Annotated in this window: 23 protein-coding genes and 1 tRNA gene; 14 read left to right on the top strand and 10 right to left on the bottom strand. The window is 61.9% G+C overall.

Features of this window, described 5'->3' with window-relative positions:
• The first annotated feature begins 2 nt into the window (after positions 1 to 2).
• The 4 genes from iolE (at position 3) to AC522E_RS18745 (ending at position 3,073) form a co-directional block, all read left to right on the top strand.
• The gene (iolE, locus tag AC522E_RS18730; protein ID WP_500747740.1) at positions 3 to 887 is read left to right on the top strand and encodes a myo-inosose-2 dehydratase; all 885 of its coding nucleotides are present in this window, start codon (positions 3 to 5) and stop codon (positions 885 to 887) included.
• A gap of 10 nt (positions 888 to 897) precedes the next feature.
• Positions 898 to 1,701 (top strand): 5-deoxy-glucuronate isomerase, encoded by an 804-nt coding sequence (iolB, locus tag AC522E_RS18735; RefSeq protein ID WP_500747741.1) that lies wholly within the window; start codon positions 898 to 900, stop codon positions 1,699 to 1,701.
• 84 nt (positions 1,702 to 1,785) lie between these two features.
• Positions 1,786 to 1,995 (top strand): hypothetical protein, encoded by a 210-nt coding sequence (locus AC522E_RS18740; RefSeq protein WP_500747742.1) that lies wholly within the window; start codon positions 1,786 to 1,788, stop codon positions 1,993 to 1,995.
• 106 nt (positions 1,996 to 2,101) lie between these two features.
• Positions 2,102 to 3,073 carry a DUF5996 family protein gene (locus AC522E_RS18745; RefSeq protein WP_500747743.1) on the top strand — a complete coding sequence of 324 codons (972 nt, stop codon included), beginning with the start codon at positions 2,102 to 2,104 and terminating at the stop codon, positions 3,071 to 3,073.
• Positions 3,074 to 3,084: 11 nt separating this feature from the next.
• Here AC522E_RS18745 and AC522E_RS18750 read toward each other — a convergent pair whose 3' ends face one another.
• Positions 3,085 to 3,384: an HlyU family transcriptional regulator gene (locus AC522E_RS18750; RefSeq protein ID WP_500747744.1), complete on the bottom strand. Its 300-nt coding sequence runs from the start codon at positions 3,382 to 3,384 to the stop codon at positions 3,085 to 3,087.
• 69 nt (positions 3,385 to 3,453) lie between these two features.
• Positions 3,454 to 4,260, bottom strand: a complete 807-nt coding sequence (locus tag AC522E_RS18755; RefSeq protein ID WP_500747745.1) for an MBL fold metallo-hydrolase — start codon at positions 4,258 to 4,260, stop codon at positions 3,454 to 3,456.
• Positions 4,261 to 4,469: 209 nt separating this feature from the next.
• Between AC522E_RS18755 and kynA the strand changes: the two genes are divergently transcribed.
• Both kynA and AC522E_RS18765 read left to right on the top strand, forming a co-directional pair.
• The gene (gene kynA, locus AC522E_RS18760; RefSeq protein ID WP_500747746.1) at positions 4,470 to 5,330 is read left to right on the top strand and encodes a tryptophan 2,3-dioxygenase; all 861 of its coding nucleotides are present in this window, start codon (positions 4,470 to 4,472) and stop codon (positions 5,328 to 5,330) included.
• Positions 5,331 to 5,346: 16 nt separating this feature from the next.
• Positions 5,347 to 6,534, top strand: coding sequence for an aminotransferase class V-fold PLP-dependent enzyme (locus AC522E_RS18765; RefSeq protein ID WP_500747747.1), 1,188 nt, complete (start codon positions 5,347 to 5,349; stop codon positions 6,532 to 6,534).
• 12 nt (positions 6,535 to 6,546) lie between these two features.
• Here the strand turns inward: AC522E_RS18765 and AC522E_RS18770 are convergent, their stop codons facing one another.
• From AC522E_RS18770 to AC522E_RS18785, 4 genes are all read right to left on the bottom strand, one after another.
• Positions 6,547 to 7,446 carry a carbohydrate ABC transporter permease gene (locus tag AC522E_RS18770; RefSeq protein WP_500747748.1) on the bottom strand — a complete coding sequence of 300 codons (900 nt, stop codon included), beginning with the start codon at positions 7,444 to 7,446 and terminating at the stop codon, positions 6,547 to 6,549.
• A complete protein-coding gene (locus AC522E_RS18775; RefSeq protein WP_500750759.1) occupies positions 7,446 to 8,297 on the bottom strand; it encodes a carbohydrate ABC transporter permease in 852 nt (283 codons plus the stop codon). The genes AC522E_RS18770 and AC522E_RS18775 overlap by 1 nt, the downstream gene beginning before the upstream one ends.
• Before the next feature lie 154 nt (positions 8,298 to 8,451).
• Positions 8,452 to 9,771 carry an ABC transporter substrate-binding protein gene (locus AC522E_RS18780; RefSeq protein WP_500747749.1) on the bottom strand — a complete coding sequence of 440 codons (1,320 nt, stop codon included), beginning with the start codon at positions 9,769 to 9,771 and terminating at the stop codon, positions 8,452 to 8,454.
• A gap of 73 nt (positions 9,772 to 9,844) precedes the next feature.
• A complete protein-coding gene (locus AC522E_RS18785; RefSeq protein WP_500747750.1) occupies positions 9,845 to 10,897 on the bottom strand; it encodes an ABC transporter ATP-binding protein in 1,053 nt (350 codons plus the stop codon).
• Between the two features lie 410 nt (positions 10,898 to 11,307).
• On the opposite strand from AC522E_RS18785, the gene denD reads away from it, so the two are divergent.
• Genes denD through AC522E_RS18800 form a run of 3 tightly spaced genes read left to right on the top strand, consistent with a single transcriptional unit; the run spans position 11,308 to position 13,841 of the window.
• Positions 11,308 to 12,291 carry a D-erythronate dehydrogenase gene (gene denD / locus AC522E_RS18790; RefSeq protein WP_500747751.1) on the top strand — a complete coding sequence of 328 codons (984 nt, stop codon included), beginning with the start codon at positions 11,308 to 11,310 and terminating at the stop codon, positions 12,289 to 12,291.
• Positions 12,292 to 12,310: 19 nt separating this feature from the next.
• Positions 12,311 to 13,060: an SDR family NAD(P)-dependent oxidoreductase gene (locus AC522E_RS18795; RefSeq protein ID WP_500747752.1), complete on the top strand. Its 750-nt coding sequence runs from the start codon at positions 12,311 to 12,313 to the stop codon at positions 13,058 to 13,060.
• 22 nt (positions 13,061 to 13,082) lie between these two features.
• Positions 13,083 to 13,841, top strand: a complete 759-nt coding sequence (locus AC522E_RS18800; RefSeq protein WP_500747753.1) for an SDR family oxidoreductase — start codon at positions 13,083 to 13,085, stop codon at positions 13,839 to 13,841.
• A gap of 61 nt (positions 13,842 to 13,902) precedes the next feature.
• On the opposite strand, the gene AC522E_RS18805 is transcribed toward AC522E_RS18800, so the two are convergent.
• From AC522E_RS18805 to AC522E_RS18815, 3 genes are all read right to left on the bottom strand, one after another.
• The gene (locus AC522E_RS18805; RefSeq protein WP_500747754.1) at positions 13,903 to 15,282 is read right to left on the bottom strand and encodes a COG3904 family protein; all 1,380 of its coding nucleotides are present in this window, start codon (positions 15,280 to 15,282) and stop codon (positions 13,903 to 13,905) included.
• A gap of 172 nt (positions 15,283 to 15,454) precedes the next feature.
• Positions 15,455 to 15,670: a hypothetical protein gene (locus tag AC522E_RS18810; protein WP_500747755.1), complete on the bottom strand. Its 216-nt coding sequence runs from the start codon at positions 15,668 to 15,670 to the stop codon at positions 15,455 to 15,457.
• A gap of 788 nt (positions 15,671 to 16,458) precedes the next feature.
• Positions 16,459 to 16,535 (bottom strand) — tRNA-Arg (locus AC522E_RS18815).
• Between the two features lie 398 nt (positions 16,536 to 16,933).
• Here AC522E_RS18815 and AC522E_RS18820 point away from each other — a divergent pair.
• Positions 16,934 to 17,914 (top strand): aldo/keto reductase, encoded by a 981-nt coding sequence (locus AC522E_RS18820; protein WP_500747756.1) that lies wholly within the window; start codon positions 16,934 to 16,936, stop codon positions 17,912 to 17,914.
• A 137-nt stretch (positions 17,915 to 18,051) separates the two neighbouring features.
• The gene (locus tag AC522E_RS18825; protein ID WP_500747757.1) at positions 18,052 to 18,471 is read left to right on the top strand and encodes a nuclear transport factor 2 family protein; all 420 of its coding nucleotides are present in this window, start codon (positions 18,052 to 18,054) and stop codon (positions 18,469 to 18,471) included.
• Positions 18,472 to 18,488: 17 nt separating this feature from the next.
• Here AC522E_RS18825 and AC522E_RS18830 read toward each other — a convergent pair whose 3' ends face one another.
• On the bottom strand, positions 18,489 to 19,517 hold the full coding sequence (locus AC522E_RS18830; protein WP_500747758.1) for a cysteine synthase A: 1,029 nt from the start codon (positions 19,515 to 19,517) through the stop codon (positions 18,489 to 18,491).
• 680 nt (positions 19,518 to 20,197) lie between these two features.
• Between AC522E_RS18830 and AC522E_RS18835 the strand changes: the two genes are divergently transcribed.
• From AC522E_RS18835 to AC522E_RS18845, 3 genes are all read left to right on the top strand, one after another.
• On the top strand, positions 20,198 to 21,289 hold the full coding sequence (locus AC522E_RS18835) for a TAXI family TRAP transporter solute-binding subunit (protein ID WP_500747759.1): 1,092 nt from the start codon (positions 20,198 to 20,200) through the stop codon (positions 21,287 to 21,289).
• 39 nt (positions 21,290 to 21,328) lie between these two features.
• On the top strand, positions 21,329 to 22,807 hold the full coding sequence (locus AC522E_RS18840) for a hypothetical protein (RefSeq protein WP_500747760.1): 1,479 nt from the start codon (positions 21,329 to 21,331) through the stop codon (positions 22,805 to 22,807).
• 269 nt (positions 22,808 to 23,076) lie between these two features.
• Positions 23,077 to 23,844, top strand: a complete 768-nt coding sequence (locus AC522E_RS18845; protein ID WP_500747761.1) for a sulfite exporter TauE/SafE family protein — start codon at positions 23,077 to 23,079, stop codon at positions 23,842 to 23,844.
• Positions 23,845 to 24,009: the final 165 nt, after the last annotated feature.

Here is a 24,009-nt window from a genome sequence, read left to right on the forward strand (position 1 = left end):
CCATGACGATCCGGATCGGGGCGAACCCCATTGGCTGGTCGAATGACGACATGCTGGAACTCGGCGGCGAGACGCCGCTCGAGGTCTGCCTCGCGGAAGCGAAGGAAGCCGGCTTCGAGGGCATGGAGCTCGGCAACAAGTTCCCCCGCGAGCCTGAGGCTTTGAAGAAAGCGCTTGCTCCCTTCGGACTCGCCTGCGTCTCGGGCTGGTATTCCGCCGAGCTCCTCACCCGCGATGCGGATGCGGAGATGAAGGCGTTGCGCCCGCATCTCGATCTTCTCAAAGCGATGGGCTCGAATGTCCTCGTCTTCGCCGAGACCTCGAACGCCATCCACGGCGATCGCGCAAAGCCCCTGTCGCAGCGCCCGGTGATGAGGGCGGGCGACTGGGCCGAGTTCGGTCGCCGCGTCACGCAGGTGGCGGAGCAGACCCTAAAGGAAGGGGTGCGCCTCGTTTACCATCACCACATGGGCACCATCGTCGAATCCGAGGCCGATATCGACGCCTTCATGAATGCGACCGGCGACGCTGCCCATCTTCTGCTCGATACGGGACATGCCACGTGGGGCGGCGCCAACCCAGCGGCATTGGCACGCCGCTACCGCAACCGCATCAGCCATGTGCACACCAAGGACGTTCGCAGGGCCGTGATGGAGACGTCGAAGGCCCGGAACTGGAGCTTCCTCGATTCGGTGCTCGAGGGCGTCTACACTGTCCCCGGCGACGGAATGGTGGATTTCGTCTCCGTGTTCAAGGAATTGCCGGGCTACAGCGGCTGGGTGGTGATCGAGGCCGAGCAGGATCCCAAGAAGGCTCACCCGCTTACCTATGCCGAGATGGGCTTTGCCAACCTCACCCGCTTCCTGAAGGAAGCCGGGCTGCGCTAGGAGGACAGAAATGCCGAATCTTCTGATCAAGCCGTCGCAGCCCGATCCGAATGGGCGCATCCATGCCATCACGCCGGCCTCCGCCGGTTGGACCTATGTGGGTTTCGAGGTCTTTCGCCTCAAAGCCGGGCAGAGCCTGCGGCAGGACACCCATGACCGGGAAGCCTGCATCGTCATGCTGGCCGGCCGTGCGAAGGCGACGGCGGCGGGTCAGGATTTCGGCACGATCGGCGGACGCTCCTCGCCCTTCGAACCCGACCCATGGGCACTCTATGCGCCCGCCCATTCCGAATGGTCCATGATGGCCGAAGGCGATTGCGAGATCGCGGTCTGCACCGCCCCGGCAGAGGGCAAGCTGCCGGCGAGGGTCATCCGACCGGATCAGGTCGGCCAGGAGACGCGCGGGAAGGGCACGAACACCCGTCATGTGCGCAACATCCTGCCCGAGACGGAGCCAGCGGAGAGCCTGCTCGTGGTAGAGGTCATCACGCCCTCCGGCCATTGGTCGAGCTATCCGCCGCACAAGCACGACCGCGATGCGCTGCCGAACGAGTCGCTTCTCGAGGAGACCTATTATCATCGCCTCAACCCACCGACCGGCTTCGCGCTCCAGCGGGTCTATACGGATGACCGCTCCCTCGATGAGACGCTTGCCGCCAGCGACGGCGACGTGGTGCTGGTGCCGAAGGGCTACCATCCTGTCGGCGCGCCGCATGGCTATGAACTTTACTACCTGAATGTCATGGCGGGACCGAAGCGGATCTGGAAGTTCCACAACGATCCCGCCCATGAATGGATGCTGGCGAAGGCGTGATCCCCGGAACGGGCTGCGCAGGTTCAAATTGTACCCACATTCCCATGTGACAGTTCGCCGGAAACTCACAGGGAGAAGGTCCTCATGACGCGTTTCGCATGGGCCATCGCAGCGGCGATCGCCTTCTTGTCCGGCGGCTGCGCGGTCTATGGATCGGCCGAGACTGCGACCGTCCATGTCCAGGGCGACACAGCGCGCGTCACTGCCGATCGATGGGAGGGAAGCGTCGCCTGTGGCCCTGGACTGGGGCAGACCTCCTGCGCTGCGGGCTCCGTTCGCGAGGGGTTCCGCTAAGCGGCATGCTCTCCTGCCGGCGAGAGGCTTCCTTGCGGTCATGCCTGCCCTAGTTCAGAGGAAGCGTGTCCTTTCACGCGTTCCGCTCCCGTCACGACGGATGAGGATGACCCGAATGAGGAGCAGCGAGACCTCCGCACAATCCCTGTGGCCCGCGCTGGATTACCCGCAATGGCGCGACACGGCGATGACCCTTCAGCTCTGGACCCAGATCGTCGGCAAGACGCGTCTGTCCCGGACACCCTGGCTCAATCATTCGTGGCATGTTGTTTTCTACGTCACGGCAAGGGGCTTGAGCACCTCGCCCTTTAGCGTGAACGGCGAGATCATGGAGATCGAGTTCGACTTCATCGCCCATGTGCTGCGGATCCGCACCAGTGCCGGCATGGAGCGCTCACTTTCCCTGACCGCCCAGCCGGTCAGCGCATTCTACGACACTTATCTCGCCGCGCTCGCGGAGCTGGGCTTTGTCGCGACGATCCATCCGGTTCCAAACGAGATCGAAACGGCGATTCCCTTTCCCGAGGACAATATGCACCGCGCCTACGATCCGGACGCAGCGCATCGTTTCTGGCGCGTCCTGATCCAGGTCGACCGCGTGTTCAAGCTGTTCCGCACGGCCTTTCTCGGAAAATGCAGCCCGGTCCACTTCTTCTGGGGTAGTTTTGATCTCGCCGTGACCCGCTTTTCCGGTCGTAGGGCCCCACCGCATCCGGGCGGCGTGCCCCACCTCCCCGACGCCGTGGCGCGCGAGGCCTATTCGCACGAGGTGAGCAGTGCGGGGTTCTGGCCAGGAAACGATGCGTTTCCGCATGCGGCCTTCTACTCCTACGCCTATCCCGAACCGGAAGGCTTTCGCGAACGGCCCGTCAGGCCCCCCGCCGCATCCTTCAATACGCAGCTCGGCGAATTCATCCTGCCATATGAGGACGTACGGCGGGCCGGCTGCCCCGACGACGCTTTGCTGTCCTTCCTGCAATCGACCTACGACGCCGCGGCTGATACGGCGAAATGGGACCGTAAGGCGCTCGAATGCGCATTCGGGAAGCCCGGCCAGCCTCGCTCCGTCACATGGTGACGGCTCGTCCGTCAGGAAAACAGCCTGTCGCCCTGCTCGTCGATGATCTGCCTCGCCTTGGTGATCGAGAAGGTGATTGCGTCATCCTTGCTCGCATGGGTCTCCGCCCGCACGAAACGATGCTCCTTCGTTCCGTCGGGAAAATCCTTCTCGATGCTGCCGGCAGTCTGGAACTGGCCCTTCGCGGCATAGGGTGCGGGCCGGATGCGATAGCCCTTGTACTCGACCGCCTCTGCCACCGGCTCAGGCCTGGCCTCCGAAGCTCCTTTCCCGGTCAGGCGGGACAATAAGTCTGAGAAAAGGGAAGCCATGGGACGCATCGAACTCCTGTGACGCTCTGTCATATCATGGGCCGGCCGTCAAACGTCAATGGACTTGCCTCAACCGAGCAGCTCGATATAGCGCTGCACCGAGCGTGCGACGACAGCCTTGCCGCCAGCCCTGACATCCTTGCCGACGAAGGCGCCGTAGATGCGCTGGAAGTCCAGCCCCTCCAGCCGTGCGCCGATGCGGCGGACCTCTGCTGCCGACAACGGCATCATGTTGGGATAGCTCCACAGGAAACTGACCCGTCGCACGTCCGCCGCGACCTGAACGACATCTCCGGACAGGAGAACGCCTTCCCCGTCATGGGCTCCCGACCAGTGCAGCACCGTGCCGCCTGCGAAATGCCCGCCGAGTCTCACCAGGGTCACGCCAGGGAGAATCTCACGGAATTCTTCTTCCCACGAGACGATGGCGTCGGATGAACGCATGATCCATTGCCGGTCGGCCGCATGGAGATAGATCGGTGCGTCTCCGAAAGCGTGGCTCCAGTCCTGCATGGTGGTGTAGTAATGCGGATGCGAGATCGCGATGGCCGACAGGCCGCCAAGGGCTCGGACGATCTCGATGGTCGCGTCGTCGAGATGGGCGATGCAGTCCCATAGGACATTGCCGCCGGGCGTGCGCAGGAGAAACGCACGCTCGTTGATGGCGAAGGCCGGGACTGTGTGAAGGCTGTACAGATCCGGCTCATGCAGGCGCCACGCATTCGCATGCGATGCAGCGAGTTTTTCCCGCGTCGTCCAGGACTGCCCGCCCGGCGGGACGTATTGTCGTTCGTCCTCGCAGATCGGGCAGGCCGGCGGCGGTGCTTCCGCCGGTGGATACGATGTTCCGCACGCGGAGCAGAGGAAGGTAGGCATGGCGAATCCGGTCGGTTCGAAATGAAGAGGCGCAACCTACCCCGCCGCGCAACCGGAACATAGTCCCGGGCTGTCGAAGGTTCGATGCTGCGCACCACTTTTCATCCGGTCCGGATTTTTGGCCGGCACGACGGTGCAACATGGTGCGGGTTTTACATCCCGGCGCCGGTTCCATAGGATCGGTACACTTCGAAGGACGGGAGCACCGAATGGGAACCGGACGGAGTCCGAAGGACATGGGTGACGCCTCTTCTGGCACCGAAGGCATCCACACCGATTTCTCGGAGGGAATGAGCTACGGCGATTACCTGCATCTGGATACGCTACTTTCGGCCCAGATTCCGTTGACCGGAGAACATGACGAACTGCTTTTCATCGTCATTCATCAGGTGATGGAGCTCTGGTTGAAGCTGCTGAACCGAGAGCTCGACACGGCCCTCGGCCATATCCGCAGCGACGAGTTGCAGCCGGCCTTCAAGTGTTGCGCGCGCATCAACCGCGTTCAGGAGCAATTGATCCAGGCCTGGACCGTCCTCTCGACCATGACGCCGTCCGACTATCTCCGCTTCAGGCCATCCCTCGGGCGCTCGTCGGGCTTCCAATCGTGGCAGTATCGACTGGTGGAGTTCAAGCTCGGCGCGAAGGATGCGGCGAAGATCGCGCCCCATCGCCACCGGCCCGAGATTGCGGAGAGGCTCGATCGGGCCTATCGGGAGCCCGGCCTGTACGACGAGGCCCTGCGCCTGCTGGCGAGGCGCGGCTACCCAATTCCCGTCGAGATCGTCGCCCGCGACGTGACGCAGCCCTATGCGGCGCATCCCGGAGTCGAGGCCGTGTGGGAAGAGATCTATCGGCATTCCGACAGGCATTTCGATGTTTATGAACTTGCCGAGGAACTCGTCGATCTCGAGGATGCCTTTCAGCAATGGCGCTTCCGGCACATGAAGACCGTCGAGCGCATCATCGGGATGCGTCGCGGCACCGGCGGCAGCGCCGGCGTGGCCTATCTGAGGCTGGCGCTGGAGAAATCCTTCTTTCCCGAACTGTGGTCGGTCCGGACCAGACTCTGACGAAACGGATTTTCCGATGCTCGATCTCCGTAGCCGCTTCTCCCGGTTCCTCAACGCCGCGCCCGGGCGCCTTCACTTTGCCGCGCATAGCCACCATCCGTGGCCAGACGTGACACGGGACGCGCAGATCCAGGCCTGGGACGATGCCGCACGCCTTATGGACGACAAATGGGAGCACATCCTCGGGCCGGTGCTGGAGGAGTTTCAAAGGCATATCGCAGGTCACCTGCGCCTTCCCGACCCCTTTACCATCACGGTCGCTCCCAATACGCATGAGTTGCTGCGGCGCATCCTGTCCTGTTTCCCGGTCACCAGGCCGATCCGCATCCTGACGTCCGATAGCGAGTTCCACTCGTTCAGCCGGCAGATCGCGCGCCTGGAGGAGGACGATCTCGTCGCGGTCACGCGGATTCCGGCCGGACCGTTCGCCACGTTTGGCGAGCGTTTCCGCTCCGCCGCCGGCCAGGGCCATGATCTCGTCTTCGTCAGTCAGGTATTCTTCAATTCGGGCTTTCTTGTCGATATCGAGCCAATCGCCGCCGATGCCGGCGACGCCATGCTCGTCATCGACGGCTATCACGGCTTCATGGCCCGCCCGACCGACCTCTCCCGGCTGGCGGGTCGGGCCTTCTATCTCGCCGGCGGATATAAATACGCCATGGCCGGAGAAGGCGCGTGCTTCATGCATTGCCCACCCGGCTGGGGACCCCGGCCACGGGACACTGGCTGGTATGCGGCCTTCGGGAATCTCGCGAAGACTCAGGGGAGGCAGGTTCCGTACAGCGAAGACGCCTGGCGCTTCATGGGATCAACCTTCGATCCCTCGGGAGTCTATCGCTTCAACGCGGTCATGCGCTGGCTCGCGGACGATGGAATCAGTGTTGCAGCCATCCACGACCATGCTCTTTTGCTGCAAGAGCACTTTCTCCAACGTCTGGATGCCTGCACCGGGCTTTCGTCCGGGGCCCTCGTGGTGCCGAGTGAGGAGCCTCGGCGCGGCAATTTCCTGACCTTCGAGACGCCCGATGCGCAACAGGTCCATGAACGGCTGAGGTCGCAGCGTGTCGTGACCGACCTGCGCGGGAACCGTCTCCGCTTGGGTTTCGGCATCTATCAGACGCGGGACGAGGTGGACGAACTGATCCGCCGCATCCATGCATCGTCCGCCTTTGGCGAAGGCCGCGGCGGCGCCGCGGCCCATTAGGCTTCCAGCGCCCTATTCCTTTACTGCACCCGTCATCGAGGACACGTAGTAGTCCACGAAGAACGAGTAGAGCAGCACCACCGGCAGGGAGCCCAGAAGCGCGCCCGCCATGAGGGCGCCCCATTCGTAGACATCCCCGCGAACCAGTTCGGTCAGCACGCCGACCGGGACCGTCTTGTTCTCGGAGGACTGAATGAAGGTGAGCGCGTAGATGAACTCGTTCCAGGACAGGGTGAAGGCGAAAATTCCTGCGGAAATCAGGCCTGGAACGGAAAGCGGCAGCATGATCCGCGTGAGGATCTGCCAGCGCGACGCACCATCGACCAGCGCGCATTCCTCGAGTTCGTAAGGGATTGACCGGAAGTAGCCCATCAGCAGCCAGGTGCAGAAGGGAACCAGGAAGGTCGGGTAGGTGAAGATCAGGGCGAGTTTGGTGTCGTAGATCCCGAACTTGAAGATCATCACCGCCAGGGGAATGAAGAGGATCGAAGGCGGCACCAGGTAGGCAAGGAAAATCGCAAGACCGGTCCACCGGGAGCCGGGAAACCGGACCCGCTCGATCGCATAGGCTGCAAAAACGGATGCGGCCAGGGACAGCACTGTCGATCCCACCGCCACGATCATCGTATTGAGGAGCCAGGCCGGATAGGAGGTTTCGAACAGCAGGTAGCGAATGTGCTGCAGGGTCGGCTGCGAGGGCCAGAAGGGGCTGTAATCCCGAAAGTTCGTCAGCTCCGAGTTGGGTTTCAGTGCCGTGATGGCCATCCAGTAAAACGGGAACAGCAGCACGAAGACGAAGATCGCGAGCGGCAGGTAGATCGTGACAACCCGGCGCGGCAGCCGGTTCAGATAGCTCATTCCGATGCTCTCGTCGGCGAGAGCGGGGTCGGCCGGCCTTGCGGAATAGCTCATCAGTCGCCTCCTCCCTGCTGCCAACGTCGCCGCTGCAACCCGAAATAGCTGAACAGGATCGCAGCCAGGAGGAACGGCACCATTGCGACGGCGATCGCTGCACCCTCCCCGAGCTGGCCGCCGGGAATGGCACGCTGGAAACTCAGGGTGGCCATGAGATGGGTGGCATTCAGGGGGCCACCGCGGGTGAGGACGTAGATGAGCTGGAAATCGGTGAAGGTGAACAGCACCGAAAAGGTCATCACCACGGCGATCAACGGCGACAGCATCGGCAGCGTGATGAAGCGGAAGCGCTGCCAGGATGTGGCGCCGTCGAGAGTGGCGGCCTCGTGCAGGGAGGGCGAGATCGTCTGCAGCCCGGCCAGCAGGGTGATTGCGACGAAGGGGATGCCGCGCCAGACATTGGTAAGAATCACCGTGATGCGGGCATTGGTGGTGTCACCGAGGAAGTTGATCGGCGACTGGATGAGGCCGAGCTTTATAAGCGACCATGAAATGATCGAGAACTGGGCATCATAGATCCACCAGAACGCGATGGCGGACAGGACCGTGGGCACCACCCATGGCAGGAGCACGACCGCGCGGATGAGAGCCTTGAAGGGCAGATGTTCGTTGAGCAGAAGAGCAAGCCACAGGCCCAGGACGAATTTCAGGATGGATGCAGCAACCGTGTAGAGGATCGTGTTGAACACGGCGAGCCAGAAGAGGCTGTCCTCCCACAGGAGCTGATAGTTCTCCAGGCCGATGAAGACACCGGCGCGGCCGATGCGTGTGTCGGTGAAGCCGAGCCACACGCCGAGACCCAAAGGATAGGTAAGAAAGATCAGCAGGAAGGCAGCTGCCGGCAGCATGAAGAGAAAACCGATGAAACCCCTGCGCTGCAGCAGCGGTTCGCGCACAGGCGCCGTCGACGCATCCGTGTGAGTGAGGGCCGCTCCGGCCATAGGCGCCTCCGGTGACTCCAGAAATGTGGGCGGCGCCTGGACAGCGCCGCCCGTTCGTACGTCAGACGCGATAATAGCGGTTCGCGCGCTGCTCAGCGCGCTTGGCCGCTTCTTCCGGCGTGCGCTGTCCCGTGGCGGCTTCGGCCACCATGTCAACCATCACATAATCGGCCATGGTCGCGGCCGACGCATAGCCGAGCGGACCGGCATAGCCATTGGGCCGAAGGGTCGAGGACGCGCGCTTGAAGGGCTCGTTGACGGGATCCGCCGTCCAGACCGGATTGTCGATCATGCCCTTCAGCGGCGGACAGCAATAGGCGCTCGAGGCCGAGATCCAGGCATCCATCTGCGGCTTGTCGAGCATGTATTGCAGGTACGCTCGGGCTGCGTTGGGATACTTGGTATACTGGAAGATGACCGCGGATGTGGTCTGATGGAGTTCCACCGGCTGCCCCACGGGGCCCGTGGGAAGAACCGTGGAGCGGATATCCTTCGCGATCTCCGCCATCTTCGGATCGTTCTTGGCAGAGTAATAGAGGGACACGCCATTAGCGGTCACCGAGATGTCGCCGGAAAGGAAGACGCGGTTGTTGTTGATGTCGAGCCAGCTTTCCGTGCCCGGGATGAAGGTCTGATAAAGGTCGCGGGCATATTGCAGCGCCTTGATCGTCTCCGGCGAGTTGATGACGACCTTGCCGCTTTCGTCGACCATCTTGCCACCGTGGCTCCAGACGATCCAGTGCGCGAAGTTGTTGCCGTCGCCAACGGCCTTGCCGAGCGCGAAGCCCGCAGGTTTGCTCTTGGCCTTGAGCGCCTTGCACATCTCCAGGAATTCATCCGTCTTTTCTGGAAACTTCGACCATCCGGCCTGCTGGAGCATGCTCTCACGATACAGGATGCCGTTGCCGATGGCTGCGAGCGGAAGCGCGATGAACTTGTCGCCCTTCTTCGCGTATCCTTCGAGGCCCGGATAATAGCCGCCATAGCGGCTCGCGAAATTCGTCGCGATGTCGGTCACGTCGAGGAGCTTGTCCGGATACTGGAACGGGTCGTCGAACCAGACAAGCATGACGTCAGGACCAGAGCCCACATTGGCGGCCACGGCCGCCTTCGGACGGATGTCCTCCCAGCTCTCCTTGTCGACCCGGACTTCGACGCCGGTTGCTTCCGTGAACTTCTTGCTGTTGGCGAGCCATGAATCCTCGTCGCCTTTGACGAACGGCGTCCAACGCAGCACCCGTAGCGAAGCGCCCTGCTCCGGCTTGTAGCTTGGCGCTGCCGCCTGCGCGAAAGCTGGCATGGCGCCCAGAAGCTGGGCCCCCGCCGCACCCGCCGCGACACCGGCGGTTCCGAGAAGCAGATCACGTCTAGACAGGGTCATCGTCGTTTTCCTCCGCAGCCCGGGATTTCTAGAAGAGCGCCACGACCTTCCCGGCAGGGCCGCAGGCTTGAAGTCAGTTGATGCGCCGCCCGGTTTCCTTGTCGAAGAGGTGGACGAGGGCGGGATCCGGCTGGATCCGGATGACCTCACCGGGTTGGGCGTTGATGCGTTCGCGAAACACGCAGGTGATCTCATGACCCCGGATCCTGGCAAAAACCTGCGTCTCCGAGCCGGTTGGCTCGATCACGCTGACTTCCACCGGAATGCCCTGATCGGAGAGATGGAAATGCTCTGGCCGAATGCCGTAATAGGCAGGGCGTCCGACCGATGCGGCAGGCACGTTCCGAACCGGCAGGATCAGGTCGCCCATGGCGAAGCCTGCGCTTTCGATCCGCCCCTCCAGCACATTCATGGCGGGCGAGCCGATGAAGCCGGCGACGAAGAGATTGACCGGGTGGTCATAGAGCTCCAGGGGCGCGCCGATCTGCTCGACCACGCCATCGTGCATCACCACGATCTTGTCGGCCATGGTCATGGCCTCGATCTGGTCGTGGGTGACATAAACGGTCGTGGTCTTGAGCCGCTGGTGCAGGGCCTTGATCTCGGTGCGCATCTGCACCCGCAGCTTGGCATCGAGGTTGGACAGCGGCTCGTCGAACAAGAAGACCTGCGGATCGCGCACGATCGCCCGGCCCATGGCGACACGCTGGCGCTGGCCGCCGGACAACTGCCGCGGATAGCGGTCGAGGAGCTTGGTCAGCCCCAGGATCTCGGCGGCACGCTTGACCTTCGTATCGATCTCGGACTTCGGCGCGCTCTTGAGCTTGAGGGAGAACGCCATATTGTCCGCGACCGTCATGTGCGGGTAGAGCGCGTAGTTCTGGAACACCATGGCGATGTCCCGTTCCTTGGGTGGAACGTTGTTCACCACCCGCGACCCGATGCGGATCTCGCCGCCGGTGATGTTCTCGAGCCCGGCCACCATCCGCAGCAGGGTCGATTTCCCGCATCCCGATGGGCCCACGAGAATGACGAACTCGCCATCCTGTATGTCCACGGACACGCCGTGAATCACCTGGGTTGCACCGAAAGCCTTCTTGACGTCTCGAATTTCAACGGAGGCCAAAGGACACCTGCTCTGTTCCAAAGAAGAGGAGGTGCACCACGGGACTGTGTGGCCGGCGCCTGCTCATGGCAAGCGGCCGGCGCGTCAATGCCGTTTCACGGCCTTGAACCATGCGCTTCCTCCCAGCCCCCATCGTTAAGCTGCTCGTCTGGCGCGAGCTTGCACTACGATTAATAGTATTATTCCAGCAGGATCAGCAGAAGATCAAGCCGCTTCGCAGAATGCGTCCGCTCAGTGGAGCGCGAGCCTGTTTTTCCGAATGGAAACAACGGTTGCGACGGCGCACCGCATTCCTGTACGGCATAGTTTCCGGTGAGGAGGCGCATTAGACTTTGGTCGGCACCGCAACACTTATTGCCAAGGCGGTGGTCGCCCGTCAGACTAGGCCGAACGCAAAGGAAAGCATGCTGATGAAAGTCCTCGTCCTCGGTGCGGCCGGCATGGTCGGGCGTAAACTGACCGACCGCCTGGCACAGGAGGGACACCTCGGCGGACAAGGCATCACCCAATTGACGCTGCACGACGTTGTCGCACCCGCCGCTCCTGCGAATGTTTCCTTCGCCGTTGCGACAGCCACGTCAGATTTCTCTGCTCCCGGCGAGGCCGCAAAGCTGATCGCGGATCGTCCGGACGTTGTTTTCCATCTTGCAGCCATCGTCTCGGGGGAAGCGGAGGCCGATTTCGAGAAGGGCTACCGCATCAATCTCGACGGAACCCGCGAGCTGTTCGAAGCCATTCGCGCTGTCGGCGACGGCTACCGGCCGAGAATCGTCTTCACATCCTCCATCGCGGTATTCGGCGCACCCTTTCCCGATCCGATCGAGGATGAGTTCTTCCTCACGCCGCTCACAAGCTACGGCACGCAGAAGGCCATCGGTGAACTCCTGCTGGCGGATTACACGCGACGTGGCTTCTTCGACGGTGTCGGCATTCGCCTGCCGACGATCTGCGTCCGCCCGGGCAAGCCCAACAAGGCTGCCTCGGGCTTCTTCTCCGGCATCATCCGTGAACCGCTGAACGGGCAGGAGGCGATACTGCCCGTTCCGGAGGACGTACGGCATACGCACGCCTCGCCGCGCTCCGCCGTCAATTTCCTGATCCATGCGGCAACTCTCGACGGCACGCGGCTTGGATCACGGCGCAGCCTCACTATGCCCGGCGTCTCGGTCACGGTGGCGGAGCAGATCGCGGCCCTGCGCCGGATCGCTGGGGATCGGGCGGCAGGCCTCATTCGCCGCGAACCGGATCCGGTCGTCATGAAGATCGTGGAAGGATGGCCCCGACGTTTCGACGCCAAGCGGGCGCGAAGCCTCGGCTTCAAGGCAGAAGAAAGCTTCGACGATATCATCCGCATCCACATCGAGGACGAGCTCGGTGGAAAGATCGCTGACTGAAACTTCGGGAAGGAGTGCCATGAGCGGCAAAAGACGGTTCGAAGGGCGAAGAGCCGTCGTGACGGGCGGCGTATCGGGAATTGGTCTCGGTGTCTGCGCGAGGCTGGGCAGCGAGGGCGCCACGATCGCCATTTGGGACGCCAATGCGGGAGCCCTTGAAACCGCCGAGGCGGTGAAGGATTCCGTCGCCGCGGCCATCCAGGTGGACATCACGGACCCCGACGCCGTCGACGAAGCCTGCAGCAAGACCGTCTCCGCCCTTGGCGGCATCGACATACTGGTCGCGTGCGCGGGCATCACCGGCCCGAACACCACGCTCTGGGAATATCCGGTCGCCGCTTGGCGGCATGTCATCGATGTGAATCTCAATGGCCTGTTCTACTGCAACAGGGCCGTCGTCCCCGAGATGCTGAAAGGCGGATACGGCCGGATCGTCAATGTTGCCTCCATTGCCGGCAAGGAGGGCAATCCGAACGCGTCGGCCTATAGTGCATCGAAGGCAGGAGTGATCGGGCTGACCAAATCTCTCGGCAAGGAACTGTCGAAGAATAACATCACGGTGAACTGCGTCACGCCTGCGGCGGTGCACACGCCGATCTTCGACCAGATGAGCCAGGAGCATATCGATTTCATGCTCTCGAAAATTCCGATGGGGCGGTTCGGCAAGGTCGAAGAGGTGACGTCGCTGATCTGCTGGCTCGCCAGCGAAGAATGCTCTTTCACGACAGGCGGCGTATTCGATATCTCCGGTGGACGCGCAACCTATTGACGCGCTGTGAAAAGGAAAATCTATGGCCGACAATGAGAAGATCGCGATCGTCACCGGAGCTGGAACCGGCGTCGGGCAGGCGATTGCGCGGGGCCTTTCGGAAGCCGGTTTCAGTGTCGTGCTCGCCGGTCGCCGGAGGGAACCTCTCGAGGCAATGGAGCAGGACCTCAAGACCTCGGGGGCCGTGGCGCTCGCGGTCCCGACGGATGTGACGGACCCCTCCTCCGTTGCCAACCTTTTCGCCAGGACCAGCGAGCGCTTCGGGCGCCTCGACCTCCTGGTGAACAATGCTGGCATCAACACGCCGCCGGTTCCCCTGGAAGACCTCTCCTTCGAGCAATGGAAAAGTGTGGTCGACACCAATCTGACCGGCGCTTTCCTTTGCACGCAAGAGGCTTTCCGGCTGATGAAATCCCAGACGCCACGCGGCGGACGCATCATCAATAACGGATCCGTCTCGGCCTATGCACCAAGGCCCCTTTCAGCCCCGTATACGGCCACGAAACACGCCATTACCGGATTGACGAAGTCGACCTCCCTCGATGGACGGGCTTATGATATCGCATGCGGGCAGATCGATATCGGCAATGCCGCCTCCGACATGACCGCCAAAATGTCGAGTGGCGTGCTCCAGGCCGACGGTTCCGTTGCGTCTGAACCGACGATCGATCCGCGCCACGTAGCCGACGCCGTCGTTTACATGGCTGGACTACCCCTCACAGCCAACGTTCAGACGATCACCGTGATGGCGACCAAGATGCCGTTCATCGGGCGCGGGTAATGACCCGTGCTTCCCTTTCGCTCCGGAAGCGAGCGAAGATGTGCCGGGTGTCAAGCCGACATCACACTTTCGAGAAGATGTGTCTCAACAACCTAACCTGGCTCAGGCGATCTCGATAAGAGATCTGCCTGAAGAATTCGATATTCACTTCACAATACGCATCATATTCTGATGGCAGCAGGCTCGCTCTGTCAAAGAGGGCGACTTTGCCGGGTAGATTGCGTTCGATCTTCGTGAGAACGTCCTGCAGATCGCTCATCACTTCAGCGGCCGAAGGTACACGCGCCGGCGTCCGGGACCCAGTCCGAATGATTTCGGCCTGGAGTTCGATCTCTTTCGCGCTGAGGTCTTTGTACTGGCTAAGATCCACGCGCTTGTTGGGCGCTTTGCTCGAATCTGACAATGCCACGCACGCCAACACGTCGTCGCGCCGCAGGCGTTGAAGATACTGTTGACTGATTGCGACCATCTGCATCAGTGCGCTGTCGGATGCCAGAGGGAGATATTTTTCCACGATAGGCTGGTAGAGCGCCCTCATGCTCAACGCAGCAGATGCGACAGAACCATCCCTGGCGAACGCTGCGGATCCTCCTGCCACGAGCTTCTCGAACACCGCGGGTTCGGCGACGCGGATAACCTCGAACACCGGATGCTTCGCAAGTGCCGCGCGGAGACGGTCCTCGACGCTTACCTTTACGATCAGGCCTGATTCTTCGAAACTGGAACGGTCAAGCACACCACTGATGAGTTTGGCGCGTTCCAGCTCGATCTCGGTGGGATACCACATGGACGTGGAGGGCGTCGCCATCGCCTTGTCGGCAAGCGCAGGAGGCACGCCCAGATCAACAAGCGCTCGCTTTTCCTTTGCAATATCATCCTTATCGGTTTGATTTGTAATCTGGTTTGATGGGGCGTGAAACCCAAGTCTGCCTTCGTCAGCGATCCATCGCTCGCTTCCACTGAGGAAAATGTGAGAGCATGCCGATACGCAGTAATCAGTGATAACCGTCTTAAGTCCTCGCGCCTGCACCTCTCGCGCAATATCTTGAGCTTCGGATATCCAGCCTCCATTGCTTGTAAGCTTCACGATCTTGGCGTTCGGGGTCGCTCTGAGGCCCTCAAGAAACAGCTTGTGGGCTCCAACCTTGATCTCTCCATTAAATTCAAGAACCGTTCCGCCCGTACTGGAACTCACGCTCAGCTGTCTCTTGGGCTCTTCGACAACGAGAATATCGACAAAGCGGCTGTAAATCGGTGCCACACCTGTTGCGAGCTCGCCGATGAGCCGTAACACGCCAACGACGACCATTGCCTTGGCAATCCCCGCCCAGAACCGTGAACCACCTCGTTGAGGATTCTTCGTAGCCGAGCGCCAGACACCGACGGCCTGCCACGTGTAGGCTACGAGGAGGAGTTCCAAAACGCTGGCTTCCTTTGCCATCCCCCCTTGTTGTTGTCGCGGGATCGTTAAACCGCTCCGAAGGGATTGATGTATCGCATTCTCGAACGGAAAGCCGGTTGCCACTTTCACTGACGCGGACCCCAATTTCCCGAAAGTGCTCTAAGCGGGTCGAGCCCGACGACTCGATGGCAGCGGAGAATGAACTGAAGAGTCACGCCCTGTGGCAGGTGCGCGACAGGGCGATCACGGATGGGACATCGCGGCGTCCCACCACATGGCCCAGCTTGTCCCTTCCCTGTAGTGCAACGACCGGGACGATGCGAAGGGGATCGGAATGAGGGAGTTGGCCATTGCCTATTTTGGCATTGCCGTTGCGCTGCTGGTCCTCTCGACGGGCATCGAAGATGATGATGTCCGTCTGAGTCATGTCCTCATCGCGGCGCTGGGCTGGCCACTGATCGTTCCCGTGATGGCTTGGAAGGGGCGAGCCCGCCGCTGACGCACAGGGTCTTGACGGGCACGTGGCCGAGAGCAGTTCACTCTTATGTGCGATTGCGAATGTGCCGATTGTCCTCATATGCGGTGGTCGCAATGAAAAGATTGTGCCTGGCCCTCGCCGTCACGAGCTTGCTGGTGGACGGAGCATTGGCCCAAACGAGGCCCCTCACTCCTGGAATGAGCTGCAGTCGGGCCAATGCCCTTGTCACCCGTCAAGGTGCCATCGTCCTGGGGACCGGGCCGTACACCTATGACCGCTATGTCAGAAGCCAGGCCTTCTGCCTAACGACCGAATTTGCCCGTCCGGCGTGGGTGCCGACGGCGGATAACCCACAATGCTTTGTTGGCTATACCTGCGTTAGCCAGCCGCCGAGTGTAGGATGGCTGTCTCTTCACAATCGGAAAGACTTGTTGAATTGACCGGCCCGGGTGGCGGATCGAGACTGATTCTCGGCTGACAGCTTGGTTTTCTCCCTCTGGTAAACTGAGGTTCCCTTCGGGGAGCCTCTTTTGTTGTCATACCGAGGAATGACGACAGCCACCTGCCCCTTGCACCGACCAGGTTTCGGCGCGACGCGGAACGTCCTGCTGCCTTCCTGAGGACGCCGGAGGGAAGCGTTTCCCTTCAGCGATGCCGGCGCTATCGCAGCTTGATTTCAGGGACTATTTCGGCGTCCAGGCCATTCATGGAACCCCTGCCTAGCGGGAATTCGAGATTGGCGCACCCGACACGATTCGAACGTGTGACCTTTGCCTTCGGAGGGCAACGCTCTATCCAGCTGAGCTACGGGTGCTTGAGGCGCACGGCCTAGCACCTCCACTACCCGATTAGGCGCTCAAGGGCAACCTCTCCGGGACCAATGGACGCCAGCGCTCCTCGAACAGACCGATGCCTTCAGACCTGCATCATTCTGGCCGGGTCCGGTCAGGCCCGCCGAGGCCCCACGCTCCTCAGGGAGTGCCCGCTTAGACCGGCCGTGTTGGGAGCGGGCTGCTCCGATCCATGGAGAAAGTGGATCGGAATGTGGCCGGACGGCTTGACGGAACGCCTGGTGGGGACATCTTCCACCCCGGTCGCTCGGCGGATTGTCGGAACGGACGGCCTCGTCTCGCCCCTCATGCCGATTCCGGATGCCGGGCCTCATCGGACCTTCTATCGAATCCTGCTTCGAATCCTGTTTGGAGATCGGTCATGCAACATCGCCGCCTTCGTGATCTGGACGTGTCGGCCCTCGGCCTCGGATGCATGGGGATGTCCGACTTCTACGGCGGCCGCGACGAATCCGAGGCCATCGCCACGATCCACAGGGCGGTCGAACTCGGCGTCACCTTCCTCGACACGGCGGACATGTACGGTGTCGGGCGCAACGAGGAACTCGTCGGCCGGGCCATCCGTGACCGGCGCGACCGGGTCGTCCTGGCGACGAAGTTCGGGAATATGCGGGCGCCGGACGGCACATATCTCGGCATCAACGGCAAGCCTGACTATGTCCGCCAGGCCTGCGAGGCGAGCCTCAAGCGGCTGGGCGTCGAGGTGATTGACCTCTATTACCAGCACCGGGTCGACCCGCAGACACCCATCGAGGACACCGTCGGCGCAATGGCTGATCTCGTGCGCCAGGGAAAGGTGCGATATCTGGGCCTCTCGGAGGCGGGTCCCGACACGATCCGCCGGGCGCATGCGGTACATCCGATCACGGCGCTGCAGACTGAATACTCCCTGTGGAGCCGCGATCCGGAAAGCGAGATTCTTCCGGCGGTCCGTGAGCTGGGCATCGGCTTCGTGCCCTATTCGCCTCTCGGGCGCGGATTTTTGACGGGCCAGATCAAGAGCGTCGATGATCTCGACGCAGACGATTACCGGCGCAATACGCCGCGCTTCCAAGGCGAGAACTTCCAGAAGAACCTCGACCTCGTGCGTGAAATCGAGATGATGGCCGAGGAAAAAGGCTGCACTCCGGCTCAGCTCGCACTGGCCTGGGTCATGGCGCAGGGGAGCGACATCGTCCCCATTCCGGGCACCAAGCGGCGGCGCTATCTCGAGGAGAATGTGGGTGCGCTCCAGGTCGAGCTGAGCAACGACGATCGCGCGCGTATCGACCGCATCCTTCCCCTGGGCGCCGCCGCCGGAACGCGCTACGCGGCCCCGCAGATGCAAGCGCTCGGGCGCTGATCGCGGCCCGACCGAGGCTGATGGGCGCCTTCAGGAACGCGGGTTGGCATTCATCGTCATTGTGTCGCCGGACAGCCATGCCCACTATCGGCCGAAACCGGCTGGAGGCGAGGCCTCGCCGTTTGAAGGAGGGTCCAATGACCGTCGAGAGCGAGAACATCGCCCTTCTCAAGGAAGCCTACACGCAATGGGTCGACAGGAAGGGAGCCGATTCCGCGTGCTGGGCGAACATCATGTCCGACGATGCATCGCTCGGCTCGCTGGCCGATGGACGTCCGGAAATGCCCTTTACCGCACGCCGGGCCGGCAAGGCGGAGATCCTCGGCTATCTCGACGGACTGATGCGGGACTGGGAAATGGTCAGCTACGACATGAACGAATTCATTGCCCAGGGCGACCGGGTCGTCGTTGTCGGAAGGGTCGCCTGGCGCAACAGGGCGACAGGCAAGGTCGCCGATACACCGAAGATGGATATCTGGCGCCTTCGGGATGGAAAGGCGGTCGACTACGCGGAGTTTTATGACACCGCCTGTTGTCTCGATGCGGCAAGGCCCTGAGCGGTCCCGTCCGCCCTTCAGACGAGCCCGGGGTCGAGCGTGCTCGACCGTTCGAGCCAGGCTGGAACGGGTAGATTCTTCGAGCGCAGGAAGGCGGGATTGAAGAGCTTGGACTGATAGCGCGTGCCGTAATCGCAGAGGACCGTGACGATGGTGTGGCCCGGTCCAAGATGCTGCGCGAGACGAATGGCTCCGGCCACGTTGATTCCCGACGAGCCCCCGAGGCAAAGGCCTTCGCCTTCCAGGAGATCGAAGATGATCGGCAGCGCCTCCTCGTCCGGGATCCGAAAGGCGATGTCAGGCGCGAACCCTTCCAGGTTCCGCGTGATGCGGCCCTGGCCGATGCCTTCCGTGATGGATGAACCTTCGGACTTCAACTCGCCGGATGTGTAGTAACTGTAGAGCGCCGCGCCCATGGGATCGGCAAGGCCGACCATGATCTTAGGGTTGCGTGCCTTGAGAGCCATGCCGACACCGGCGAAGGTGCCGCCGGTCCCGACGGCGCAGATGAAGCCGTCGACCCTACCCTCGGTCTGATCCCAGATCTCCGGCCCTGTGGTCTCGACATGGCCTTGGCGGTTCGCCACGTTGTCGAACTGATTGGCCCAGATGGCGCCGTTCGGCTCGGAGGCGGCCAGGCGCTCCGCGAGGCGTCCCGATACCTTCACGTAGTTGTTCGGATTGGCATAAGGCACCGCGGGGACCTCGATGAGTTCCGCGCCGCACAGGCGCAGCATGTCCTTCTTTTCCTGCGTCTGGGTTTCGGGAATGACGATGACCGTCCGATAGCCGAGCGCGTTGCCGACGAGGGCGAGACCGATGCCGGTATTCCCGGCAGTCCCCTCGACGATAATCCCTCCCGGGCGCAGCAGGCCGCGCTTCTCCGCATCCTGAATGATGAAGAGCGCCGCCCGATCCTTCACGGATTGCCCGGGATTCATGAACTCCGCTTTGCCTAGAATGGTGCAGCCGGTGATTTCGGAAGCCTTGCGCAATGTGATCAGCGGCGTGTTGCCGATCGCCTCAACAATTCCTCGATGGATCATTGTCTGCATCCCTGCTTCACCGTGCTCAGGCCTTGTACAGGATGCGATGCGGGTTTCTCCAGCCCCCTCTCGCCAAACTGCCCGAGCCCTTTCCGTCCGGAGAGCACTCCCGACCGGTTCGGACCGCATCGACCGGTCTGGCGGACGGAACCACACTTGGGGCAGCGCGACGGACTTGCATCCGATCATAAGGAAACGACGTCTCGGCGCCGTGCATATTCAGCGCCGGCACAGAGATATTCGCTCCGCATAAACTATAGTATCAGAGGTCCCGCGGAGCGATATCGAGGTCAACCATCCTACAGATTTGCGAATTAACTCTGGTGATTTGCAAATATACCGCCAAGACAGGATTATATAGACAAGCAATATTACTTTGTAGTTAGGCTTAGCTCTTTGTGGTTATTTCGCTCAATCTCGAATTGTATTGACCGGACTGCTGATCGTTCTACGATCAAATGCCTTATTGCCCCGATCAGTCTTGACGCGAATACAACAACTCCATTGCGGAAGACCAGGATCGGCAACGAAGAACGATGTCAAAGGCAGTCCGGGGAGGACTTTCGATGTCAGGATGGGTACCAAACCCCTTCACGCCGCTTCGCCATCGGCAGGAAAGTCTACGGGCAGAAGGCCCACGCTATTCGATTCTTCTCCGAAGTCTCGCGCGAAGCATCCTGTTGACAGGGACCCTTCTCCTTGCCGGCACGGTCGGGACTTCCGCGAGGGATGTGCCGGCGAATGCGACCCGTGCCAATGCGGGGACGATTGGCATCATCTCGGGAGGGGCTGACGGCACCTACATCCGTATTGCCGCCGATCTGGCCAATGTGCTCGACGACGAGAACCTGCGCGTTCTTCCGATCATCGGGCGTGGCTCGCTGCAGAATCTACGGGATGTCATGTTCCTGCGAGGGGTGGATATCGGCATTGTGCAGATGGACGCCCGCGAGCAGTTGAAGACCGAGAATCTCCAGAGCGAGGCCGTCAAGCGGATGCGCTTCATCGCGCGGCTTTACAACGAAGAAGTCCACATCCTGACGAGCCGCGATATCACCGACATCCGGCAACTCGACGGCAAGAAAGTGAATATCGACAAAGCCGGAAGCGGCACTAACCTCACCGCGCAGATCATCTTCGAGAAACTGGGAATCAAGCCCGAGCTCACGACCTTCGATCAGGGTTCTTCCTATGAGCGCCTGCGGTCAGGAGAGATTCAAGCGGCCGTCTATGTCGCCGGTCGCCCTGTGCGCGCGATGACGGAATTCCAGGGCGATGGGCGCTTCCATCTGTTGCCGATCCCGTTCGAGGGGGAGATCGCCGAAACCTATTTTCCGGCGCGCCTGACGAATACTGACTATCCGCGATTGATCGATGCGGAAAGACCGGTCGAGACGCTCGCGGTCGGCAGCCTGCTCGCGGTCTTCAACTGGCCGGAAAACTCGGATCGCTACAACCGCGTGAAGCGGTTCGTGAACGCCTTCTTCTCGAAGTTCGATGAATTTCTGCAGCCGGGACGTCATCCCAAGTGGAAGGAAGTCAACCTCGCCGCCGAAGTTCCGGGGTGGGAGCGGATCAAACCGGCACAGGAGTGGCTGGACCGGACTGCCTCGGCGAAGGGGCCGACAGATCAGTTCCGCGGCTTCGAGGCCTTCCTGAACGACAAAGGGGCCCCGGCCTCCGCGGCGCAGCGGGAACACCTTTTCCAGGAGTTCCTCGCCTGGCAGAACGATCGACAGAGAGCAGCCCGCCGCGCGACCCGGCAGGATTGATCCACTGCAGGAGGGGAACCCCCGCCGAGGAGGTCCGACATGAAACGATGCGACGACCCGATTTTCTCGTCCGTAGCTGCCGCCAAGCGCGCGTCACCGCATCATCTGCCGCCGGGTTCCGCCCGTACGATCGCAGCAGAAATACTGCTGGTATCCCTCTTGGCCATCCCCCTGTCCGCAAGGGCGAATGACCTGCCATCATCGACTGCCGCCAACGCCGCGATGCCAGCGCAAGGGATCGACCTGGATCGGGAACAGAATGCCCGACCGATAGTCCAGCCCTTCATCCCGGCGGAGGACATCACGAGATTGCTGCCGCTTATCGTGACCTTGCCCGAGCACAAGAAAATGGCTGCCAATCTCGAGAGGCTCATCCGGCAGAACGATCTCGACCTGGCAGAGCGCCAGCTCCGCGAGGCCATGGAGGCGGGCGCGCTGGCCTCCATTCTTATCGACTGGCTGCGTCATCCGGACTTCCCGAAGGCCCTGCAGGCCCTCGACCTGCCGGAAACCGTCGATGACGGCGCGGCCCGTTCTTCACGACAGGCCAGCCTCCAGCAGAACGTGGGCGATGCGGTCGTGGCAGCGCCCAGAGTGACCGAGCTTGCGCAGGCGCTTGATCGGGAGCGCGAGCGCGCGGACGTGGCCGCCCGGAACCTCGCTGCGGTGACCGAGGAGTTCAATGCACTCAAAGCCGTCCATGCGAAGACTGCCTCCGCCACAGGAAATGCGGCTGACTTGCAGACGGCTCTGGAGCAGCAGCGGGTGCGCGCCGAGGCTGCGGTTCAGGAGCTCGTCGGCACCACGGAGAAGATGCATGCCCTCGAGGAGGCGCAGAGCCAGAAGGCCTCATCCTCTGCTGAACTCGTGGCGCGCCTGAGAGAGGAGGCGCAGCAGGAACGGCAACGGGCCGATGCCGCTGTGCATCAGCTGGCAGACGTGCTGGAGGAATTCCGTGTTGTGAGAGGCATCAGGGAAACCGGATCGACGCCTTTGATACTCCGTCTCGAAAGGATCGGTGTCCGCGCTATCGTGCCGCATGAATCCGAGGATCGCGCTGCGCCCTCCCAGCCGGTCGCGGAGACGGGAACAATTTCATCTGTGGGAGCCGTAGAACCGATCGCATCGGCCGAAGTGACCCAAGCGACGCCCGTATTGTCAGCACGGGAGAAAGGTGGGACACCGCCCTCGTCGACACAGGCCCGTCCCGCGGCGCGTGGTCCGGAGACGAACGTCGCACTGCCATCCGCCTCGGCGGAGGATCGCCTGACCATGCGCGGCGATGCGCTTTTCCGGCAGGGCGATATCAGCGGCGCCCGTCTCCTGCTCGAACGGGCGCGAGAGGCAGGCAGTGCCCGCGCCACATTCATCCTCGCGGAAACGTTCGATCCTCACGTCCTGTCCGAGCGGGGCGCGGTTGGGATCCGGAGCGACGCCGCGAAGGCGAGAGACCTCTATGGCCGGGCGCTGGCCCAGGGAATCGACCAGGCCAGCGCCCGTCTCGACGCGCTGAAGTGAGGGGGCCAGCAGCAGTCCGTTGTCCAAACACCTTGACAAGGGCGTCCCTCTTTCGCGACGGGGCAAGCGGACCTGGCACTTGCCACCTGGGCCCTTGCTACCCGCGCGAAAAGGCAAGGAACCAGTTCTCCGCAAGTGACGAAGCGCTGCTCAATGGATGAGGGCAACAGAGCGATCCCAAAGGCGGATTCCACTTTTCAGGCCCAATGCTCTATGAGACACGTTCATCCCTTTGTCCCGATAGGGGCTCTCTCGCACAATTGTCGATCATGGATCTTTCAACTGCAGCGCTCCTTGCCGCCTCCGGGCTCGGAGCGGGCCTCGTCAACGCCATCGCGGGTGGAGGCACTTTCTTCACGTTCTCGGCGCTCATCGCCGCGGGACTTCCGCCGATCATGGCCAACGCCACGAGCGCCGTCGCGGTTACGCCGGCCAATTTTGCCAGCGCCTGGGCCTACCGCCGCGAGCTCGCGGCGAACCTCAAGCGATTCGCCGCTCTCGGCATCGTCAGCCTGATCGGAGGCCTGCTCGGCGCCTATATCCTGACCGCCACGGACAACGCCGCCTTTCGGCTGCTGGTGCCATGGCTCCTGCTTTTTGCCACCCTGTTGTTTGCGGCGAGTCCCCAGATCGTCTCCCTCGCGCGTTCCATCGGCCGCGCGGAGGGCAAGCATCCCTCCCGGCGCGCCTGGGCCGCAGGACTGGCATTCCAGTTCCTCGTCGCAGTCTATGGTGGCTTCTTTGGCGCCGGCATGGGCATCGTCATGCTGGCGGCGCTCGCCATCACGGAGGGGGATGATTTCCATCTCATCAACTCCGCCAAGCACCTCTGCTCCACCGTGATCCAGCTCGTGGCGGTCGTCCTGTTCATCATTGCGGGCTTGGTCAGCTGGCGCGAGACGTTCATCGTCGGTGCGGCATCCGTCATCGGAGGATATGCGGGCGTGGCATTCGGGCGGAAACTCCCGGCACCGGTGATCAGGTGGCTCGTGATTGCGGTCGGCGCCCTGCTGACGATCTACTTCTTCATCCGGTAACAGAATGACGCAAAGCGGCGCTCATCTGATCCTTCAAGTTATCGATCCGTTAAGGATAGTGTTGCGCTCCTTCGAAATGATGCGATCGAGAGCGTGATTTCCGTGCGCTTGCCCGATTCACGCCACAACCATGGCCCTCACTCGGTCGGCATGATTCTAATGTCA

This window comes from Microvirga sp. BF8 (assembly GCF_059888585.1).

Coding starts and splice junctions, on each gene's coding strand:
- AC522E_RS18805 (WP_500747754.1), bottom strand. CDS start 15,282: ATGGCAAAGGAAGCCAGCGTTTTGGAACTCCTCCTCGTAGCCTACACG.
- AC522E_RS18765 (WP_500747747.1), top strand. CDS start 5,347: ATGCTCGATCTCCGTAGCCGCTTCTCCCGGTTCCTCAACGCCGCGCCC.
- AC522E_RS18840 (WP_500747760.1), top strand. CDS start 21,329: ATGAAACGATGCGACGACCCGATTTTCTCGTCCGTAGCTGCCGCCAAG.
- AC522E_RS18830 (WP_500747758.1), bottom strand. CDS start 19,517: ATGATCCATCGAGGAATTGTTGAGGCGATCGGCAACACGCCGCTGATC.
- kynA (WP_500747746.1), top strand. CDS start 4,470: ATGGGAACCGGACGGAGTCCGAAGGACATGGGTGACGCCTCTTCTGGC.
- AC522E_RS18775 (WP_500750759.1), bottom strand. CDS start 8,297: ATGCTGCCGGCAGCTGCCTTCCTGCTGATCTTTCTTACCTATCCTTTG.
- iolB (WP_500747741.1), top strand. CDS start 898: ATGCCGAATCTTCTGATCAAGCCGTCGCAGCCCGATCCGAATGGGCGC.
- denD (WP_500747751.1), top strand. CDS start 11,308: ATGAAAGTCCTCGTCCTCGGTGCGGCCGGCATGGTCGGGCGTAAACTG.
- AC522E_RS18780 (WP_500747749.1), bottom strand. CDS start 9,771: ATGACCCTGTCTAGACGTGATCTGCTTCTCGGAACCGCCGGTGTCGCG.
- AC522E_RS18800 (WP_500747753.1), top strand. CDS start 13,083: ATGGCCGACAATGAGAAGATCGCGATCGTCACCGGAGCTGGAACCGGC.
- AC522E_RS18750 (WP_500747744.1), bottom strand. CDS start 3,384: ATGGCTTCCCTTTTCTCAGACTTATTGTCCCGCCTGACCGGGAAAGGA.
- iolE (WP_500747740.1), top strand. CDS start 3: ATGACGATCCGGATCGGGGCGAACCCCATTGGCTGGTCGAATGACGAC.
- AC522E_RS18820 (WP_500747756.1), top strand. CDS start 16,934: ATGCAACATCGCCGCCTTCGTGATCTGGACGTGTCGGCCCTCGGCCTC.
- AC522E_RS18745 (WP_500747743.1), top strand. CDS start 2,102: ATGACCCGAATGAGGAGCAGCGAGACCTCCGCACAATCCCTGTGGCCC.
- AC522E_RS18770 (WP_500747748.1), bottom strand. CDS start 7,446: ATGAGCTATTCCGCAAGGCCGGCCGACCCCGCTCTCGCCGACGAGAGC.
- AC522E_RS18740 (WP_500747742.1), top strand. CDS start 1,786: ATGACGCGTTTCGCATGGGCCATCGCAGCGGCGATCGCCTTCTTGTCC.
- AC522E_RS18795 (WP_500747752.1), top strand. CDS start 12,311: ATGAGCGGCAAAAGACGGTTCGAAGGGCGAAGAGCCGTCGTGACGGGC.
- AC522E_RS18755 (WP_500747745.1), bottom strand. CDS start 4,260: ATGCCTACCTTCCTCTGCTCCGCGTGCGGAACATCGTATCCACCGGCG.
- AC522E_RS18810 (WP_500747755.1), bottom strand. CDS start 15,670: ATGACTCAGACGGACATCATCATCTTCGATGCCCGTCGAGAGGACCAG.
- AC522E_RS18845 (WP_500747761.1), top strand. CDS start 23,077: ATGGATCTTTCAACTGCAGCGCTCCTTGCCGCCTCCGGGCTCGGAGCG.
- AC522E_RS18825 (WP_500747757.1), top strand. CDS start 18,052: ATGACCGTCGAGAGCGAGAACATCGCCCTTCTCAAGGAAGCCTACACG.